15 protein-coding genes and 1 pseudogene are annotated in these 15,829 nt (G+C 57.0%); 9 read left to right on the top strand and 7 right to left on the bottom strand.

The window, feature by feature from the left end; translation table 11 throughout:
- Positions 1 to 182: 182 nt before the first annotated feature.
- Both AGR1_RS20515 and AGR1_RS20510 read right to left on the bottom strand, forming a co-directional pair.
- Positions 183 to 2,231, bottom strand: a complete 2,049-nt coding sequence (locus AGR1_RS20515; RefSeq protein ID WP_149148062.1) for a TRAP transporter permease — start codon at positions 2,229 to 2,231, stop codon at positions 183 to 185.
- Positions 2,232 to 2,315: 84 nt separating this feature from the next.
- The gene (locus AGR1_RS20510; protein WP_149148061.1) at positions 2,316 to 3,299 is read right to left on the bottom strand and encodes a TAXI family TRAP transporter solute-binding subunit; all 984 of its coding nucleotides are present in this window, start codon (positions 3,297 to 3,299) and stop codon (positions 2,316 to 2,318) included.
- 434 nt (positions 3,300 to 3,733) lie between these two features.
- Between AGR1_RS20510 and AGR1_RS20505 the strand changes: the two genes are divergently transcribed.
- The 3 genes from AGR1_RS20505 to AGR1_RS20495 all read left to right on the top strand — a co-directional run bounded on the left by AGR1_RS20505 (position 3,734) and on the right by AGR1_RS20495 (position 5,302).
- Positions 3,734 to 4,027: an iron chelate uptake ABC transporter family permease subunit gene (locus AGR1_RS20505; protein ID WP_149148060.1), complete on the top strand. Its 294-nt coding sequence runs from the start codon at positions 3,734 to 3,736 to the stop codon at positions 4,025 to 4,027.
- 291 nt (positions 4,028 to 4,318) lie between these two features.
- Positions 4,319 to 4,624 carry an NIPSNAP family protein gene (locus AGR1_RS20500; RefSeq protein WP_149148059.1) on the top strand — a complete coding sequence of 102 codons (306 nt, stop codon included), beginning with the start codon at positions 4,319 to 4,321 and terminating at the stop codon, positions 4,622 to 4,624.
- Positions 4,625 to 4,639: 15 nt separating this feature from the next.
- Positions 4,640 to 5,302 carry a nucleotidyltransferase family protein gene (locus AGR1_RS20495; protein WP_137412603.1) on the top strand — a complete coding sequence of 221 codons (663 nt, stop codon included), beginning with the start codon at positions 4,640 to 4,642 and terminating at the stop codon, positions 5,300 to 5,302.
- Positions 5,303 to 5,425: 123 nt separating this feature from the next.
- Here AGR1_RS20495 and AGR1_RS20490 read toward each other — a convergent pair whose 3' ends face one another.
- The 4 genes from AGR1_RS20490 to AGR1_RS20475 all read right to left on the bottom strand — a co-directional run bounded on the left by AGR1_RS20490 (position 5,426) and on the right by AGR1_RS20475 (position 10,348).
- Positions 5,426 to 7,729 carry a xanthine dehydrogenase family protein molybdopterin-binding subunit gene (locus tag AGR1_RS20490; protein ID WP_149148058.1) on the bottom strand — a complete coding sequence of 768 codons (2,304 nt, stop codon included), beginning with the start codon at positions 7,727 to 7,729 and terminating at the stop codon, positions 5,426 to 5,428.
- Positions 7,726 to 8,715 (bottom strand): xanthine dehydrogenase family protein subunit M, encoded by a 990-nt coding sequence (locus tag AGR1_RS20485; RefSeq protein WP_149148057.1) that lies wholly within the window; start codon positions 8,713 to 8,715, stop codon positions 7,726 to 7,728. The genes AGR1_RS20490 and AGR1_RS20485 overlap by 4 nt, the downstream gene beginning before the upstream one ends.
- Positions 8,712 to 9,245: a 2Fe-2S iron-sulfur cluster-binding protein gene (locus AGR1_RS20480; RefSeq protein ID WP_149148056.1), complete on the bottom strand. Its 534-nt coding sequence runs from the start codon at positions 9,243 to 9,245 to the stop codon at positions 8,712 to 8,714. Before AGR1_RS20480 ends, AGR1_RS20485 begins: the two co-directional genes overlap by 4 nt.
- 113 nt (positions 9,246 to 9,358) lie before the next feature.
- Positions 9,359 to 10,348 (bottom strand): XdhC family protein, encoded by a 990-nt coding sequence (locus tag AGR1_RS20475; RefSeq protein WP_149148055.1) that lies wholly within the window; start codon positions 10,346 to 10,348, stop codon positions 9,359 to 9,361.
- A gap of 265 nt (positions 10,349 to 10,613) precedes the next feature.
- Here AGR1_RS20475 and AGR1_RS20470 point away from each other — a divergent pair, with 265 nt between their 5' ends.
- The 6 genes and pseudogenes from AGR1_RS20470 to AGR1_RS20445 all read left to right on the top strand — a co-directional run bounded on the left by AGR1_RS20470 (position 10,614) and on the right by AGR1_RS20445 (position 14,946).
- Entirely contained in the window at positions 10,614 to 11,156 is a 543-nt protein-coding gene (locus AGR1_RS20470; protein ID WP_149148501.1) for a TetR/AcrR family transcriptional regulator, read from the top strand.
- Between the two features lie 213 nt (positions 11,157 to 11,369).
- Positions 11,370 to 12,464, top strand: coding sequence for a GSU2403 family nucleotidyltransferase fold protein (locus AGR1_RS20465; RefSeq protein WP_137412597.1), 1,095 nt, complete (start codon positions 11,370 to 11,372; stop codon positions 12,462 to 12,464).
- Between the two features lie 263 nt (positions 12,465 to 12,727).
- Positions 12,728 to 12,979, top strand: coding sequence for an antitoxin (locus AGR1_RS20460; protein WP_149148054.1), 252 nt, complete (start codon positions 12,728 to 12,730; stop codon positions 12,977 to 12,979).
- Positions 12,976 to 13,286 (top strand): annotated as a pseudogene (locus tag AGR1_RS20455) (type II toxin-antitoxin system RelE/ParE family toxin). The gene AGR1_RS20460 and the pseudogene AGR1_RS20455 overlap by 4 nt, the downstream one beginning before the upstream one ends.
- 259 nt (positions 13,287 to 13,545) lie before the next feature.
- Positions 13,546 to 14,130 (top strand): toxin-activating lysine-acyltransferase, encoded by a 585-nt coding sequence (locus tag AGR1_RS20450; protein WP_149148052.1) that lies wholly within the window; start codon positions 13,546 to 13,548, stop codon positions 14,128 to 14,130.
- Between the two features lie 165 nt (positions 14,131 to 14,295).
- Entirely contained in the window at positions 14,296 to 14,946 is a 651-nt protein-coding gene (locus tag AGR1_RS20445) for a hypothetical protein (protein ID WP_149148051.1), read from the top strand.
- Positions 14,947 to 15,183: 237 nt separating this feature from the next.
- Here the strand turns inward: AGR1_RS20445 and AGR1_RS20440 are convergent, their stop codons facing one another.
- Positions 15,184 to 15,822, bottom strand: a complete 639-nt coding sequence (locus AGR1_RS20440; protein WP_149148050.1) for a hypothetical protein — start codon at positions 15,820 to 15,822, stop codon at positions 15,184 to 15,186.
- Positions 15,823 to 15,829 lie beyond the last annotated feature (7 nt).

The raw sequence follows: 15,829 nt of genomic DNA, 5'->3' as shown, positions 1-15,829 counted from the left end.
ACGACGGCGCTGGCCTTTGAATTAGGCGTGCCGCAGCTTTGGCTGCTCCTCCAGCACGATGGGATTTCCATTCTCATTCAAAGTTTGACGCCAAAGAACGTGGTGGCGACAGGGCATTGTTGGGATCGTCAAAGGCAAATTCTTCGATCGGGGGATCGCAGAGAAGTGATGACACTCAATTCTCACACCTTTACCTGTCTGGCAGCGGTGAATTGCCGCCCTAATACAGGAGCGGCCAAAAGCAGTCCTATGAGCGACGACACGAGTTCGGGAACGACTAGCAGGATCGCCGCCAAGATCAGCATTGTTCTCTCCCACCAAAAGGTTCTGACAAGCAGGAAACCGGAGAGGGCGGACCCGAGAAATGTAATGCCCAGCACGCAGCCAACGAAGGCAATTGTAAAATCACCCCAAGAGAAGTTGGTTGTCACCAGCAGCAGCGACGGCGAGAACACGAAAACAAACGGGACGAGGACTTTTCCCAAGCCAAGGCGGAACGCTGTATTTCCGGTCTTGAATGGGTCGGCTCCTGCCATGCCTGCCGCCGCATAGGCGGCGAGCGCGACTGGAGGCGTGATGTCGGCAAGAACACCGTAATAGAAGACAAAGAAATGCGCGACGATAGGTTCCACGCCAAGCATACCGAGCGTTGGGGCGGCGATGGTCGCCATAATAATGTAGTTGGCGGTCGTCGGAATACCGCAGCCCATCAGGATGCAGACGACGCCAGTCATGATCAGCGTGAACAACAGCGTCAGTGTCTGCGGTCCGAACCAGGCAGCCGGAACCATCGTACCGATCCAGCCGGCTATTTCTGCTGCAGTCGTGGTGACGATGTAGGAAATCTTGAAGCCGACGCCGGTCAACGTGACGACCCCGACGATGATGCCAACGGTGGCTGCCGCTGCGCCAACGGCAAGCGCGTACTTGGCGCCATCCCTCAGTCCCTCGAAGACCTCCGTCAACGACATGCGTCGGCGCGGATTGATGAGGCCGACCGCGATGCAGAGCGTTATTCCCCAGAATGCCGCCAGGTATGGGGTGAAACCCGAGAGCAGGATACCGATCAGCACGACGAGGGGGATAACGGTCGGCCAGTCGCGCTTGAAGGCCTCCTTCAGATCCGGCATTTCGTCGTCGGTCATGCCACGAAGACCTTCGCGCTTTGCTTCGAAGTGAACCTGAACCAAAACTCCGAAGAAGTGCATGAAAGCCGGAACGAGCGCTGCCAGGATGATCGTAGTGTAGGGGAGATTGAGGAACTCGATCATCAGGAATGCTGCCGCACCCATGATCGGCGGCGTGATCTGGCCACCGGTGGACGATGCGGATTCGACTGCCGCGGCGAAGGTGCGCTTGTAGCCGAGCCGGATCATCGCTGGTATTGTGAGCGAGCCAACTGTGACCGTATTGGCAACGGACGAGCCGGAGATCATGCCGAACAACGCCGATCCGAATATCGATATCTTGGCCGGACCACCAGCATGCCGCCCCGCGACCCACGCGGCACAGTCCAGGAACAACTGACCGAGCCCGATGCGTGTGGCAAAAACCCCGAACAGTACAAAATGGAAAACATAGGTGGCGACGACGCCGAGTGCGATGCCATATATGCCTTGGCTGGTAAGGTAGAGGTGATTGATCAGCTGCGAGAAGGTCGCGCCGGGATGGACAAGGATGCCAGGCATCGATGGCCCGTACAGGGAGTAGGCCATGAACAGGACGGCGATGATTGGTAGAGGCCAGCCGACCGAACGGCGGGTTGCCTCAAGAAGAACCAGTACCAGCAGGCCGCCCAGGACGACGTCTGTGTTCGTGGGATTTCCAACACGGAAGGCAAGGTCGTCGAGCGGGATGAACGGCACGTGCATCACGGCGACAACGGCACCGATTGCCAGCGCCCAGTCGAAAAGCGATATGCCCAGAGGCCGCAGCACACTGGAAGCCGCCACTTCGCCGTAACCACGTCGTGATACGGGGAAAACGAGAAAAATCAGACCGAGGACAAAGGACAGGTGGATGCCGCGATGCATAACCTCCGACAAAAGGCCAAAACCCGCAGTGTAATAATGAAAGATCGACAATGCGATCAGCAGCGCTCCGACCAAGCGGGCAGCGATTGGCGCCAGCCGCCGGAATCGGATTTCCGCATCGAACTGCTCCTCAAGCTCGCGCGCCCGTGCTTCATCCAGCTCCATCGGAGAGGCCTTGCCGGCCGTATCGTCGCCCATGCGGAAATCCTTGCATTTGTATAGATGGCCAATAGGGAGACCGGCCTCAGCCTGTCCCCGCATCGCAAATCGGGTTTCCAACGTTTACTTGAGGACGCCGGCTTCCTTATAGAACTTCTCCGCACCGGGATGGAGCGGGATACCAAGACTGGTCGTCGCGTTCTTGAGTGTAATCATCTTGCCCTTGGCATGCCCGGCATCGAGTGCTGCGCGGGTTGCGTCATTCCACATGACCTTAGTAATCTGGTAGACCAGATCGTCCGGCTGCTTGGCACTTGTTACCCATTGAGCTGCCACGGAAATCGTCGGTGTCTCCGCAACATCTTTGTAGGTGTTGGCCGGAACCGTATCCTTCGAAAAGAACGTGTAATCACTTATCAGCTTGTCGACTTCCGGACCGCTGATCGGTACCAGTGAGATGCCGCTTGACGTCGCGAGTTCCGAGATTGCACCGGTCGGATAGCCACCGACAAAGAAATAGGCGTCCAGTCCACCGTCCCGCAAGCGGTCGCCAGCGGGGCCAGGCTTGAGATATTCGGCTTTGATGTCGCTTTCCTTCAAACCGTAGGCCCCCAGAACAATCCGGGCGTCGACGATGGTGCCGGAACCGGGCTCATCAACGGAAACCCGCTTGCCCTTAAGGTCCGCCACCGATTTGATCCCGGCATCTTTCCGGGCGACCAGATGAATTGTTTCTGGATAGAGGGTGGCAATCAGTCGAAGATCCTCGACCTTGCCTTTGCCTTCGTAGAGACCTGTGCCGCTATGAGCCCAAAAGGCGACATCCGACTGGGTGAAGCCGGACTCCATAGAGCCGCCTTGGATGGCGTTGATATTGGCAACCGATCCATTCGAGGCGACTGCAGTGGACACCAGTCCAGTGACACCCTTATCGCCAGCACCCGAAATGGCATTGGCGATCAGCCCGCCAATCGGATAATAAGTCCCAGCTGTGCCGCCCGTGCCAATCCGGAAAAAAACTGGTGCCTGGGCTCCTGCCAAGCTGACGCCGAGAGCAAGTGCGCCAACGACTGCGCCGATCGACAGAAAACGTGTGCGGATGTTCATGGATGTTCCCTTTCTCCTGTTTTAACCAGCATGAGAAAGTGCCTGTCCGTTGTCAACCGTGAGTATCACCCGTAACAGTTGCCTTTGGCCGGCAGGGGGATTTGCAGGAACCCGAACAATCGCACCCATTCCCTGAAGGGGGGCTATCGACATTGGACGCGGCCGGAGCGTCCACGCGTCTCCAACCGCTTCACCCGCAGCAAGTATATCACCACCCGAATACGAGCGAACCAGAAAGATCTCGACAATTGTAACGAGGCGCGGATGCGCGATCCTGTCTTTGACGAGGGTTCTTTACGGGAAAAGAACGCCGCCATCTATTGTCGGCATGTCTGCCCGGTTAAGCATCCACTGACGAAAAACGTCTCCTGCAACCCGACTGCTGGTTCGGTGGAGCGGGCGGCCATCGGCCCCGCCCTCGCTGCCGCGCTCTTATGTCCGGCTTGGAAAGGTACGAAAACCATGCTCGAGCGGGCCTTGCAAATGATCGAGACCGGGGCACGCTCGCGGTCCTCGGCATCGCGCTCAGTTCGGTTTCCGGCTTCGTCATGGCCGTGCTGGTGGCGGCGCAGGACCCGCGCCTGGGCCAGCTTCTCGCATGGCTGTCCGGCTCCACGTACGCGGTGCGGCCGGGTGAAGCCATTCTGGCGACCGTCGTGCTGGCGGCGGCGCTCGCCTGCGTGCCAATGACCCGGCGCTGGCTCGAACTACTGCCGCTCGGCCCCTGACAATCGTCGTAGAACGCGGAGGCGACTTTGAGGTCGGGGAAGTGTGATGGAGATCGCGTTCGGGTGAACCCGCTGAGGCTTTGGTGATCGTCGCTGAAATGGGGTTTGTTCGGGATTGAGATGCGGTGTCCGTGAAAACAGCGGTGCTTGCGGTAGAGTTGTGCACGCCTTTTGGGGGTGGCGCTCCATCAAGCGATCTCCAACTCGAATTCCAGCTTGCTCATCGCAGATGATGGCACCAAAAACGGAGCGTATGCCTAACGCGGTCAGATCATAGAAGGAGTTTCTTTGTTGATTACCTGTTACCTCAGATACATCATTGACCCCCATAAGCTTTCGGAGTTCGAGGATTATGCACGGCTCTGGATCCCTATCGTCAATCGTATGGGGGGGACGCATCATGGATATTTTCTGCCGAGCGAGGGCGCCAACAATATCGCACTGGCTCTGTTCAGTTTTCCAAGTCTCGCTGCCTATGAAGACTATCGTATCAGGATGGTGTCTGATCCCGAGTGCATTGCGGCCTACGAGTTGGACAAGCGCAGTCGTAGCATCGTGAGCTACGAGAGATCGTTTATGCGTCCGGTATTGGATTAAGCGGTGGGATTACCGATGGAAGGGATGGCAGAGCCGCCGGAGCGAGATTGCGAAAAGGAAGGTCGCTCGCCGGCAAACGTCGCGGCGGTGATATTGGCTGCCGGAAAAGCGAGCCGCATGGGCAACGGTGGCGGACATAAGCTGCTTGCGGAATTTGACGGTGAGCCGCTGGTGCGCCGTGTGGCTAAAACAGCGCTCGCCGCAAATGTGCAATCCGTTATCGTTGTGACGGGTCACAGGCGGGAAGACATAGAAGCAACACTCCTGGGTCTGGAGGTTACCTCCATCCACAATCCGGATTATGCATCCGGGATGGCGAGCTCGTTGATCGCGGGATTTTCAGCCGCCACAGCGCGGGATATCGACGGCGTTATCGTCATGCTGGCGGATATGCCAAGTGTCACGGCTGGTGATCTGAACGCCCTGATCGCTGCTTTTCGCCTCGCATTTGCAAAAGCGGCCGTTCGCGCGGTGTCGCGCGGCCATCGGGGCAATCCGGTCATCCTTCCAAGGTCACTTCATGGTGCCATCATGCGGCTGGAAGGCGATGTCGGCGCGCGTCAGCTCATGGAGACCTCCGGAATAACGGTCATCGATTTGGATATCGGCGACGCCGCCCGCCTCGACGTTGATACGCCCGATGATGTTCTTGCAGCCGGCGGCGTTCTCGAGAGGTAAGGACCACGGTCACGGTTTCAACCAAAGAGATGTCGAGGTCCATGCTGAACCTCAACATCTCCGATCCTGTTCCAGGAACGAACGGTTTTGGATTTGAGTTTGACCGTTCCTCTGTCAACGGCGTCAGTCGGCACCCATCATCAGCTTGTCCAGGGTAATGGGCAAATCGCGAACCCGAACACCCGTCGCGTTGTAAACGGCGTTTGCAACGGCTGCGCCAACCCCGGTTATCCCGATCTCTCCGATGCCGCGTGCGCCCATCGGTGCCTGTGGATCGGGCTTGTCGGTATAGAGGATTTCGATTGACGGAACGTCCATTTGCACCGGCACGTGGTAATCCGCCAGTGAGGCGTTGATGATACGGCCCGTCCGCTCATCGAAGTTGGTTTCTTCTGTTAGAGCAAGGCCGATACCCATGATGATACCGCCCTTGAACTGGCTGGTAGCCATTTTGTGGTTCAGTATCTGACCTGCATCAAAGGAACCCAGGAAACGCGAAACACGCGTCTCACCCGTCAGGGCGCTGACCCGAACTTCGCAGAACTGGGCGCCGTAGGAATGCATGGAAAAGGCCTCCATTTCGGCTGGGGCAGGCCCTTCCGCCTCGCAGATGAGCTCTTCTCGTCCGGCTCTTCGGAGGATCGATTGGTAGCTTTCAAACCGGCTAATGTCGGTGATGTGCGACAGCCCGCCATCACGCGTTTCAACGTCGGAAAGCGACAGCCCGGCAAGCGGAGAGTCGTTGCCCGCAAGCTTGATGAGTTCCTCCACGAAGACCTCAGTTGCAGCAATGATCGCGCCGCCGATGGAGGCGGTCTGGGTCGAGCCTCCGGCAATCACGCCTTTTGGCAACCGGCTGTCGCCATATTCGAACGTCACGTGATCAATGGGCAAGCCCAGTCGAGCTGCCACATGCTGGACCTGAGCTGTTGCGGTTCCCATTCCCATGTCGTGCACGGCAGTTGAAACGGTTACGTGACCTTCCGCCGTCAGCTTGATGCGGGCCGCGCCACCGGGAAACCGGTGATAGGGGTAGGTTGCGGTAGCGCATCCCACGCCGATCAACCACTCGCCTTCACGTCTCTGGCGCGGTGTCCGGCTCCTTTTGTCCCAGCCAAATTTTTCTGCGCCTCTGTCGTAGGCTTCAATGAGGTAGCGCGAAGAGAACGGCTTGCCGGTCGTCGGATCCTTTTCCGGCTCGATCCGCCGGCGCAGCTCGATCGGGTCCAGTCCCAGCTTTTCCGCCAGTTCATCCAGTGCACATTCGAGTGCGAAGGTGCCAACGGACTCACCCGGCGCGCGCATGAATGTGTTTGCCAGCATGTCCATGTCGGCAACATTCTGACCGATGCGGAACGTTCTGGCGGCATAGAGGTGGCGGGCGGGGAAGGTGAATTGTTCCGGGCAGGAATTATGTGACGTCATCGCCGTCGTTCCGGTGTGGATCAGCGCATCGAGCGTCCCGTCGGCTCTGGCGCCCAATGCGACGCGCTGCTCAGTGACCGTGCGGCCGCCGACGATCCGGAAGACGCCTTCGCGAGACAGCATGATGCGCACGGGGCGCTTCGCAAGTTTGGACGCCGCGCAGGCGAGGATTTGATGATCCCATAGACATTTGCCGCCGAAACCGCCACCGACATAGGGCGAGGTGACGTGCACATTGCTGACATCAATTCCAAAAATATCCGCAAGCTGGCCCGTTGTCAGATCGAGAAGCTGACTGGCATCGTGGACGCGTAGTTCGCTGTCATTCCAGACAACGGTTGCCGCATGCAGCTCGATGGCATTGTGATTGTGGCGCGGGGTTCTGTAAACGAGATCGACCTTGACCTCTGAATTGGCAAGGGCGGTTTCCGCATCGCCGATTTCCATGTATGGCGGCTGGCCGAGCAGGTTCTCAAGCTGGCGGGGCGTTTTTTTCGCTTCATCGAAAGATGTCACCGCCGGCAGCAGTTCGTATGTCGCCTCGATCAGCGATGCGGCGTAATCCGCCTGTTCCTGTGTTTCGGCGAGGATCAGCGCGATTGGCTGACCGTTCCAGTGGATTTCGTCATTTTGCATGACAGGAAGATTGCTTGCTCCGGCCGCAGTCGGAGAAGACATCATCAGCGATGGCGCCCTCATCCGTGGTGCGTTCTTATAGGTCATGACGAGAATGACGCCGGGTGCGGCCTCCGCGGCTCCGACATTAAGCTCGGTGATGCGCCCACGGGCGACGGTGCTGAAAGCGATTGCCGCGTAGCTCATGTTATCGTAGGGAAATTCTGCCGCAAAGCGCGTCTTGCCCTGGACTTTCATGGGGCCTTCGATGCGCGATACGGATTGCCCGAGGGAACCATGTTTGCGCAGCAGCGGATCGGTTGTGACGGCAGGTTGCCAGCGGCCTTGTCTGCCTGTCTCCGGTAGCGTGTGGGTATCGGCGCTCATGCGTTTTCTCCCTTCAATTCTTCAAGAACCGCGACAATGGTGCGTTTTGCCAGTTCAATCTTGAAAGCATTGTCTCGCAGGCCAACGGCTTCGGCGAGTTCAGCCTCGGCTGCAGCCTGGAAGTGCTCGGCATCTGCCTTCTGGCCCTTAAGATGGGCTTCTGCCTTCATGGCACGCCACGGCTTGTGAGCCACGCCGCCGAGCGCCAGCCTTACGTCGTTGACATTACCATCCCCATCGAGATCGAGCGCCGCCGCAACGGATACGAGCGCGAAAGCGTAGCTCGCTCTGTCCCTGACTTTCCTATAGGTAGATTTTTTTGCGAATGGCAGCGCGGGAATTTCAACGCTTGTGATGAGTTCGTCCGGGTGAAGTGCAGTTTCGATTTCCGGCGTGTCGCCAGGTAGACGGTGGAGATCACGCAGCGGCAAGCTGCGCTTGCCTGCAGGGCCACGGAGGTGAACCACGGCATCCAGCGCGACCATCGCGACGCACATATCGGATGGATGGGTGGCGACGCAGCTTTCAGATGCGCCGAGGATGGCGTGATAGCGGTTGAAACCCTTGAGCGCGTCGCATCCTGAATGGGGCTCGCGCTTGTTACAGTGGGCGGCATTGTCATAGAAATACCGACACCGGGTGCGTTGCAGGATGTTGCCTCCTACGGTGGCGACATTTCGGATTTGCGCGCTTGCACCTGCGAGGATAGCGCGGGAGAGAACCGGAAATTGGTTCCTGACCGCGCCGTGGGCTGCAAGCGCGGTGTTCTTCACGCCTGCTCCGATCAGCAGACTGCCATCGGCACGCTGTTCGATGCTGCTTGATAGGTGCGTGACATCGATCAGTGTCTCTGGTTTTTCGACCGTCTCGCGCATGAGATCGACAAGATTGGTGCCGCCACCCAGATATTTCGTTGTAGACCCGGCCTGCTTGAGGGTTATCGCCGACGCGGCATCAGAGGCCTGATGATAGGAAAAGATATTCATGCCCGTGCCCTCCCGTCGGTCTGCATCGCGGTCTGCTGGACCAGCGTTTCAGAAATGGCTTCAACGATGCCGTTATAGGCACCGCAGCGACAGAGATTGCCGCTCATGCGCTCGCGGATTTCGGTGTCATCGGTGACAACGCTGTCGCTCGACAAATCGGCGGTGACGACGCTCGGGATGTTTCGCTCGATCTCGCCAGCCATGCCCACGGCGGAACAGAGCTGCCCGGGCGTGCAATAGCCGCACTGGAAGCCTTCATGTTCGATGAAAGCTTTTTGCAACGGGTGGAGGTTGCCGTTAATCGCCAGGCCTTCCACGGTCGTGATGTTGCGGCCCTGATACTGGACGGCAAGCGCCAGACAGGAATTGATGCGCTCGCCATCGACCAAAACCGTGCAGGCGCCGCATGCGCCTTGATCGCATCCCTTTTTGGTGCCGGTAAATCCGAGATAGTTGCGCATGAGATCAAGCAATGAAGTGCGGATGTCTGCCTCCACCTCCACTGGCGCTCCGTTGATGTTAAATCGCATTGGACATCTCCCTCATCTGAAGGTGCGCACTGAAAGTTTCTGGCCGCACCTATGAAGCTCATGGTGTTTATCTGCCTGTGGCTGCTGTCGGATATGTCGATCCGGCGGTAGCTCTAGCTTTGTGTCACGTAGGCCTGTCTCGACGCGGCGATGTCGGCGATGACAGATAGTGCCAGCGACTGCGCATCCCTTGCGCGACCGAAAACGCCGATTGGCGCTTTGATCCGCGCGATTGCCTTCTCCGAGTGTCCACTCCGGCGCAATCGCTCGACGCGTTTCTCATGGGTTCGGGAACTGCCGAGGGCGCCGATGTAAAAAGGTTTTGCGCGGAGTGCGGCCGCAAGGATCGGCATTTCCTGATCAAGGTCGTGCTCCAGAAGTGCAACAGCTGTGTCCGGATCGATCACAGTGGCATCGACGGTTGTGTGAGCGGCATCCTCAATGATGAAAACGTCGTATCCTGCGGCTCTCGCGACGCTCGCGGCAGTCTCGACCTCGAGAGAGCGTCCCGAAATAACCACTCGCACTTTCGGGCGGTAGCCTGTGACAAAGACACCGCCATGCCAGCCGGTTGGGGCACCCTCGAAGCCGGGTGAAATCTGCTCGAGACCCGGCGTATAGCGCAAGGAAGCGCCGCGCCGGCGATCCAAGAGCCTGGTGATGGAACAGAGTGATTCAACATTTTTAACGAGATGAATGGCGACCGTGATGCCGCCTCCGCAGGGAAGAACGATATCGAAGAAGGGCGATCCTTCGCCCAGCATGACGAAACGATCATGTCCACTTCCTATCGCTTGCAAGGCTTCTGCAGCGACAGCCGCTTCAGTACATCCGCCAGAAACATATCCACAGTAATTGCCGTCCTGCGCGACTGCCATATGCGCGCCAAGCGGACGCGACGAGCCACCGCGTATTTCCACTAACGTGCAAAGCGCCACCCGTGAACCTGCATTGATGTTGTCAATGGCAAAGCTCATGACATCGTAGGCACTGTCGGTGGAAAAAGCTTTCTTCGGTGTCACCAGAACTGAGGCATCGACATTGCGAGGCAACCAATCGGTATCATTATTGTTCTGTCGGATGCTATCGGCCGATCCTGTCATAAGTGCCTCCCGCATTGTGACATCAGAATGAGCGAGTGACAGTTAAGTTCCTCAAGAACTTTTCGGTCGTCAGAGGCTCACCAGCGCCAATGGTTGATTTCGGCATGACATCCGCCTCCTATCTGATTTAAAGAAGCGTGTGGCGCACCTACAAACGGAGGCGCCTCCGTTTAACTTAGTGGCTTGCGATCATTCGTCAAGCGTTTTTTCGTGGAGTGGCCTTTCCGTGCCCAAGGAGCAAACGCCTCCGGTTCAACCGCCTCATATGCGCGCAGACGCCCGGCGAAACCGGGAAAAGCTGATGGAAGTTGCGGCGCTGGCATTTTCAGAGCAGGGCGCAGCGGCTTCGCTGGAGGATATTGCCAGGCGTGCAGGGGTCGGCATCGGCACGCTGTATCGGCATTTTCCGACGCGCGAACATCTGGTCGAAAGCGTTTATCGCCGCGAGCTGGAAATTTTGGCGACGGCTGCGCGCGACTTAATGCGGGAAGAAGAGCCCGCCAAAGCCATCGAAGAATGGATGAACCGGTTTGTCAGCTATATGGCCGCAAAAAAAGGTATGGCGAGCAGCCTGAAGCTCTTGTTTACGTCCAACTCGGCCCTTTTTGCCGAGGGCTCGAAGCTGTTGCATACGGCGTTTGAAGAGCTGCTCGACAACGCTGTGAAGGCTGATGCGGTCAAGGGAGACATCGAGGGGGCGGACGTGCTGAATGCGCTTTTCGGCATTTATTCCATTCCGGAAAGCCCCGAGTGGCGTGACCGCGCGCACAGGATCGTCAGACTGGTCATGGACGGCCTGCGGCGTTAGCTTGAGTGGGACTTCGCACTTACCTTGGGGTGACTTCATCGTTGGACGATCGGAAAGTGGTCGCAGCGCATAGCGACCTCACTCAGCCACGGTGCAGGCCGCTACTCACCCCTGATGGGATCTCAAGGCGATAGAAACGCGTTCCGTATTGCGACCTATCCCCTCGATCGTTATACTGTTTTTAAAAAACAGTATAACACCGGAGTCGAGCTTATGAAATCCGTTGATCTCATGTACCAAACTATGCTCGCCGAGCTAGGTCAGCGCTCGCTCGACGCTGCCTGGACGGCCGATTTCCCTTCGGAGGGTCGATTCACCCCGGCGAACATCAAGGGACGGAAGTATTGGTATTTCGACATCCCGGATGGACACGGTGGTACGAAACGTCGTTATGTTGGTCCTGCTGACGATCCGGATATAGCGCAGCGCGTATCTGATCATAAGCGGGACAAGGACGATCTACGCGCTCGCAGGCGGTTGGTAAATACCCTGACCCGCGAAGGCGGGATGATATCGCCCGACGCGATGTCGGGCGATATCGTCGAAGCTCTAGCCAATGGGGGTCTCTTTCGACTTCGTGGCGTTCTCATCGGCACGGTGGCCTTTCAATGCTATTCAGGGCTGCTCGGCGTGCGCCTTCCCATGGCTGCCATACTGACCGGCGATGCGGACATCGCTCAGGATTATGCCATCAGTCGAGAGGTTGAAGATAGTCTGCCTCCGATCGTGGAGTTGCTGCAGGACGTCGACGCCAGCTTCCGGCCCGTTCCACATAGATCGGGATCAGCGGCTTCGTCGGCATTTCAGAATGCCGACGGCTACAGGGTGGAATTCTTGACATCGAACCGAGGCTCGGACGACTACATCGACCAGCCGGCGAAGATGCCTGCCCTTGGCGGCGCCAGCGCGGATCCACTACGCTTTCTCGATTTTCTCATCAGGGAACCCGTAAGGACAATACTGCTCCACCGAAGCGGCATCCCGGTCGTTGTCCCCGAGCCAACTCGATATGCGGTCCACAAGCTCATAGTCGCCAGCCGCCGCCACACAGACGGGCAGGGGCCAGCAAAGCGTGAGAAGGACCTTCGCCAAGCCGCGCTGCTTTTTGAGGCACTGCAGCAGACAAGGCGATCCGCCGACTTGGCCCTCGTCTACAACGAAGCATGGGAGCGCGGGCCGGCATGGCAAGAAGCTATTCGAGTCGGGGCGGGGATGCTGCCGGCAGCAGATGCGGACCGGTTCAAAACGGTCCTAATCGACGGCGCAAAGAAAAACCGCGAAGATATTGAACTTCCGTTTAGCGAATAAACCGCCTTCGCATTGAACGCCAGACTGCTGATTTCGTTCGAAGTGGCGCAGACAAATAGGGTGCCAAGGGTCCCGTTCTGTTCAGGAGCTTAAAACGTACACGTGTCCATTGATCGGTAGGGATTGTGTTCAAGCGGAGCAAGGTAGTGGGATCAAAGTCTCCGAAATAGCAAAGCCCTCCAAGCGACATCGGTCAAGCATCAGCGGTGGCGACAAACCTACATATGTGCTGATGTGGGTTTTTCAGTTTAGGAGCGCGTCAGATGAGCCGATTGACGATCGATATAACGGACCAACAACATCAAAGCCTGAAGGCGCTGGCAGCATTGCAGGGCAAGACAATCAAGCAGTATGCGCTTGAGCGCCTCTTCCCCGGAGACACAGACTCAGAGCGAGCCTGGGAGGAGTTGAAGACGTTGATGAACATGCGCGTCGATGAGGGGCTTGCTGGAAGACTGTCGACTAAAACCGTAGGTGAGATCCTTGACGAGGAGATTTCCGAGGGTCGTGCTTGACTGCCTATATTCTTACCGCGGAAGCGGATCAGACCTGCGTTCGGTAATCCGCTTTACACATACGCAATGGGGTGCTGCGCAGGTACGCCGCTACGTCTCGGGTTTGGAGCGAGGTATCGCAAACCTTGCCGAGGGCAGAGGTTCTTTCAAGGACATGAACGCGCTTTATCCGTCGCTAAGGATGACGCGATGCCAGCACCATTACGTCTTTTGTCTGCCTCGACAGGATGCGCCCGCCCTCATCGTAGCGTTTCTTCACGAACGAATGGATCTGATGAAGCGTTTGGTGGATCGTCTGAAGGAATGACGTTTGGACGGAGGCGAGATTATTTGAGCGCAAGACCGACGAATCGTCGTTATTGCGTGGCCGGAAAACGGGGTCGTCAGTTCTGGTCTCTTCAAGAGCGGCGCATAGTTCCAAGCTTCCAAGCCCGGATCGCTCAATCAACACCGTTATTGCAATCCTGTTTGGTGATAAACATACAACTTGAAATCGAAATTTGATCTGATAGCTTCCGAATTTGTGAAGGACATCAACGGTTTGTGGGCGGTATTGCGGGGGCAGTATGACGATTTTTTTTGAGGACGAGTCTCAGCAGAAGACTACATCCGATGCAGTAAACGACGATGTGATCCGAAAACTTTTACAAGCAAAAGGGCAAATTTTTTCTGTTTTTGGACAGGTCGTATTCGCGCTCAGTTCCGTTCCTCGCTATCGCAGCCAGAGCCTGTCCGATCTCAGTCATTTGGTCATCGATCCGCTTAGTCATGATCGTATCGTAATCGCATCGAAAAAAGAGGACGATGGAACCGAAGAGACCACTTTGGCACCAAACGCTATCGCAATTTGGGCAAGCGTGAGTGAGGACGTCGATGTAAAGATTGTTGAGCAGGTCAAGGCTGGTGTTTTTCCAGTGCGGTTGAAGCCCACTGACTGGAACAGTGGCCAAATCGTCTGGTTGCTGGATGTTATCGCACCGACGCGGGAGCTCGCTACCTCCGTGCTTTCAAATTTCCACACAGTCGCCAAGCAGAGCCAGATAAAGGTTCATCCTGTTATAGGACGCTTGGTGGATAGCGACGTTCTACAAAGTCTTATTGCAAAACCGGGTGACGAAACTCCGTCCCAAACCAAGCAATCGATCAACTGACATCCTGAATGCCTCTGCTTGCTCTCCAGTGACTTGATAGTTTGCTGGAAGATTTCGCGTATTTTGATGTGAAATTTGGCGACAAGGCCAACGTTCGTTTGCATAGCAATTATTTCGTCTAGCTGGTGTCTGATGAATATCTCTCGGCTTCTCAGGAAAATTCCCGTGTTGTTGGCGCTGTCGCTGCTCAGCAGTTGCGGCGACAGTTGGTCGTGGCATCAAAAGCTCACGGTTACGGTTGAGACCCCGTCGGGTCCAAAATCCGCGTCGAGCGTGATGAAGGCTAGTTTGGATGATCGAGACGGCCTCTTCGCACTACCTGAAGCAAGAGGTGCTTTTTTTGAGCTGCGAGGGGAGGCGGTTGTCCTTGAGGTTCTTCCAGGCAAGTACCTTTTCGCGCTGTTGAAGGATATGCCGAGACCGTATGCGCTTTTTTTTCCAGGAATAGCACCCGTCGACATTGCTCCAAAATTTGAACGTATGTCAAAGCCGGCAACTGCCACGCTCTCCAAAGCTGACTATCCTCTGCTGGTAACCTTCACCGATTTCAACGATCCAAAGACAGTGAAGAGAGTAAACCCCGACAATCTCGCAGAATTCTTCGGTTCAGGCACTTCGCTTATCTCGATCACCTTATCGATTACCAGGGAGCAGGTGACGGAAGGGAAAATCGAAGATGTGCTCGGGTGGCTAAAAGAAGAGGGTGAAAAGAATCCCACCCTACTTCCGAATCCGCCGTATCTAAGAAAAGACGCGACAGATCCCGACATGCAGTATTTGAAAGTCAGTTCATTTTCGACGGAGCTATATAAATGAGCATTTCTCAAGAGCTTATGCTTGTAATACTATCTCCGGATGCGGTGGCGTCGCCTTAACTGATTTTGAGACGCGATAGTTTCTTCGGCTAGAATTTTACGCGTCAATCAACAAAGCGATTTCCCGCCAGGTCGAGATGGCGTGAGCACGAAGCTGGCGATGTTCCTAGTCTACCGCGCGTCGCCTGACGCTTACCGCGCGGAGGGTCCGGCACGCATGCACCGACAGACGATATCTTCAGGCGTTGACGACGGCCGCGATGTCCTGGAGATGCCGAAGGTCCCGTGGCGCCTTGGGCGCCAGCAGATCTTTCTCGATCTCCATGACGATAGAGCGGACGGTATCGGTCCTGTTCATACCGCTGGCCGCCATCACCCACCGAACGTCGTCATCGGTCCTGGCGGAGATCTTGAACGACAAGCGCCGATTGGGGATGCGGATCCCCGGCGTCACGCGCTTACCCCTTTCGGCTTTCGATACACGCCACGCTTCGAAGTTCCGGCGCAGCGCGTCCGCTCTTTGCTCGTCTTGCCGAAGCCGCTGAAGATAAAATGCAAACAGGGTTTTCCTGAAGCGCGTGGTCGCGGTCGGATCGATGCGATACGCGGCGGCATCGAGAATTTCGACCTCGGGCGCGGGAATGCTGACTTCAAGCGCGACCTCGGCCACTTGGCGCGCACGCCGGATGGCGGGCGTGGATTGTGCGGGGATGGCAACGACGGCGTCGCACTCATCGCAGACCGCGGACAGAATGCCCTTCACAGTGCCGGATCCGTCATCGAACGGCACGTCACGATAGGCGAACGTCGTCGTGACCAGCTTTCCGCAGTGCGGGCAGATGGCCTTGCTGGTATCGCCTGGTTGGTAGAGCTTCATGAAAGCC

It is taken from the genome of Agrobacterium sp. B1(2019), from assembly GCF_008274755.1.
Lineage (GTDB): Bacteria > Pseudomonadota > Alphaproteobacteria > Rhizobiales > Rhizobiaceae > Agrobacterium > Agrobacterium salinitolerans.
The sequence above is the reverse complement of the archived record's forward strand: the minus strand, read 5'-3'. Positions and strand labels throughout refer to the sequence as shown.

Bases quoted from the DNA above. Each gene is read 5' to 3' on its own strand.
- AGR1_RS20515 (WP_149148062.1), bottom strand. From the start codon at position 2,231: ATGGGCGACGATACGGCCGGCAAGGCCTCTCCGATGGAGCTGGATGAA.
- AGR1_RS20510 (WP_149148061.1), bottom strand. From the start codon at position 3,299: ATGAACATCCGCACACGTTTTCTGTCGATCGGCGCAGTCGTTGGCGCA.
- AGR1_RS20505 (WP_149148060.1), top strand. From the start codon at position 3,734: ATGTCCGGCTTGGAAAGGTACGAAAACCATGCTCGAGCGGGCCTTGCA.
- AGR1_RS20495 (WP_137412603.1), top strand. From the start codon at position 4,640: ATGGAAGGGATGGCAGAGCCGCCGGAGCGAGATTGCGAAAAGGAAGGT.
- AGR1_RS20490 (WP_149148058.1), bottom strand. From the start codon at position 7,729: ATGAGCGCCGATACCCACACGCTACCGGAGACAGGCAGACAAGGCCGC.
- AGR1_RS20485 (WP_149148057.1), bottom strand. From the start codon at position 8,715: ATGAATATCTTTTCCTATCATCAGGCCTCTGATGCCGCGTCGGCGATA.
- AGR1_RS20480 (WP_149148056.1), bottom strand. From the start codon at position 9,245: ATGCGATTTAACATCAACGGAGCGCCAGTGGAGGTGGAGGCAGACATC.
- AGR1_RS20475 (WP_149148055.1), bottom strand. From the start codon at position 10,348: ATGACAGGATCGGCCGATAGCATCCGACAGAACAATAATGATACCGAT.
- AGR1_RS20470 (WP_149148501.1), top strand. From the start codon at position 10,614: ATGCGCGCAGACGCCCGGCGAAACCGGGAAAAGCTGATGGAAGTTGCG.
- AGR1_RS20465 (WP_137412597.1), top strand. From the start codon at position 11,370: ATGAAATCCGTTGATCTCATGTACCAAACTATGCTCGCCGAGCTAGGT.
- AGR1_RS20460 (WP_149148054.1), top strand. From the start codon at position 12,728: ATGAGCCGATTGACGATCGATATAACGGACCAACAACATCAAAGCCTG.
- AGR1_RS20450 (WP_149148052.1), top strand. From the start codon at position 13,546: ATGACGATTTTTTTTGAGGACGAGTCTCAGCAGAAGACTACATCCGAT.
- AGR1_RS20440 (WP_149148050.1), bottom strand. From the start codon at position 15,822: ATGAAGCTCTACCAACCAGGCGATACCAGCAAGGCCATCTGCCCGCAC.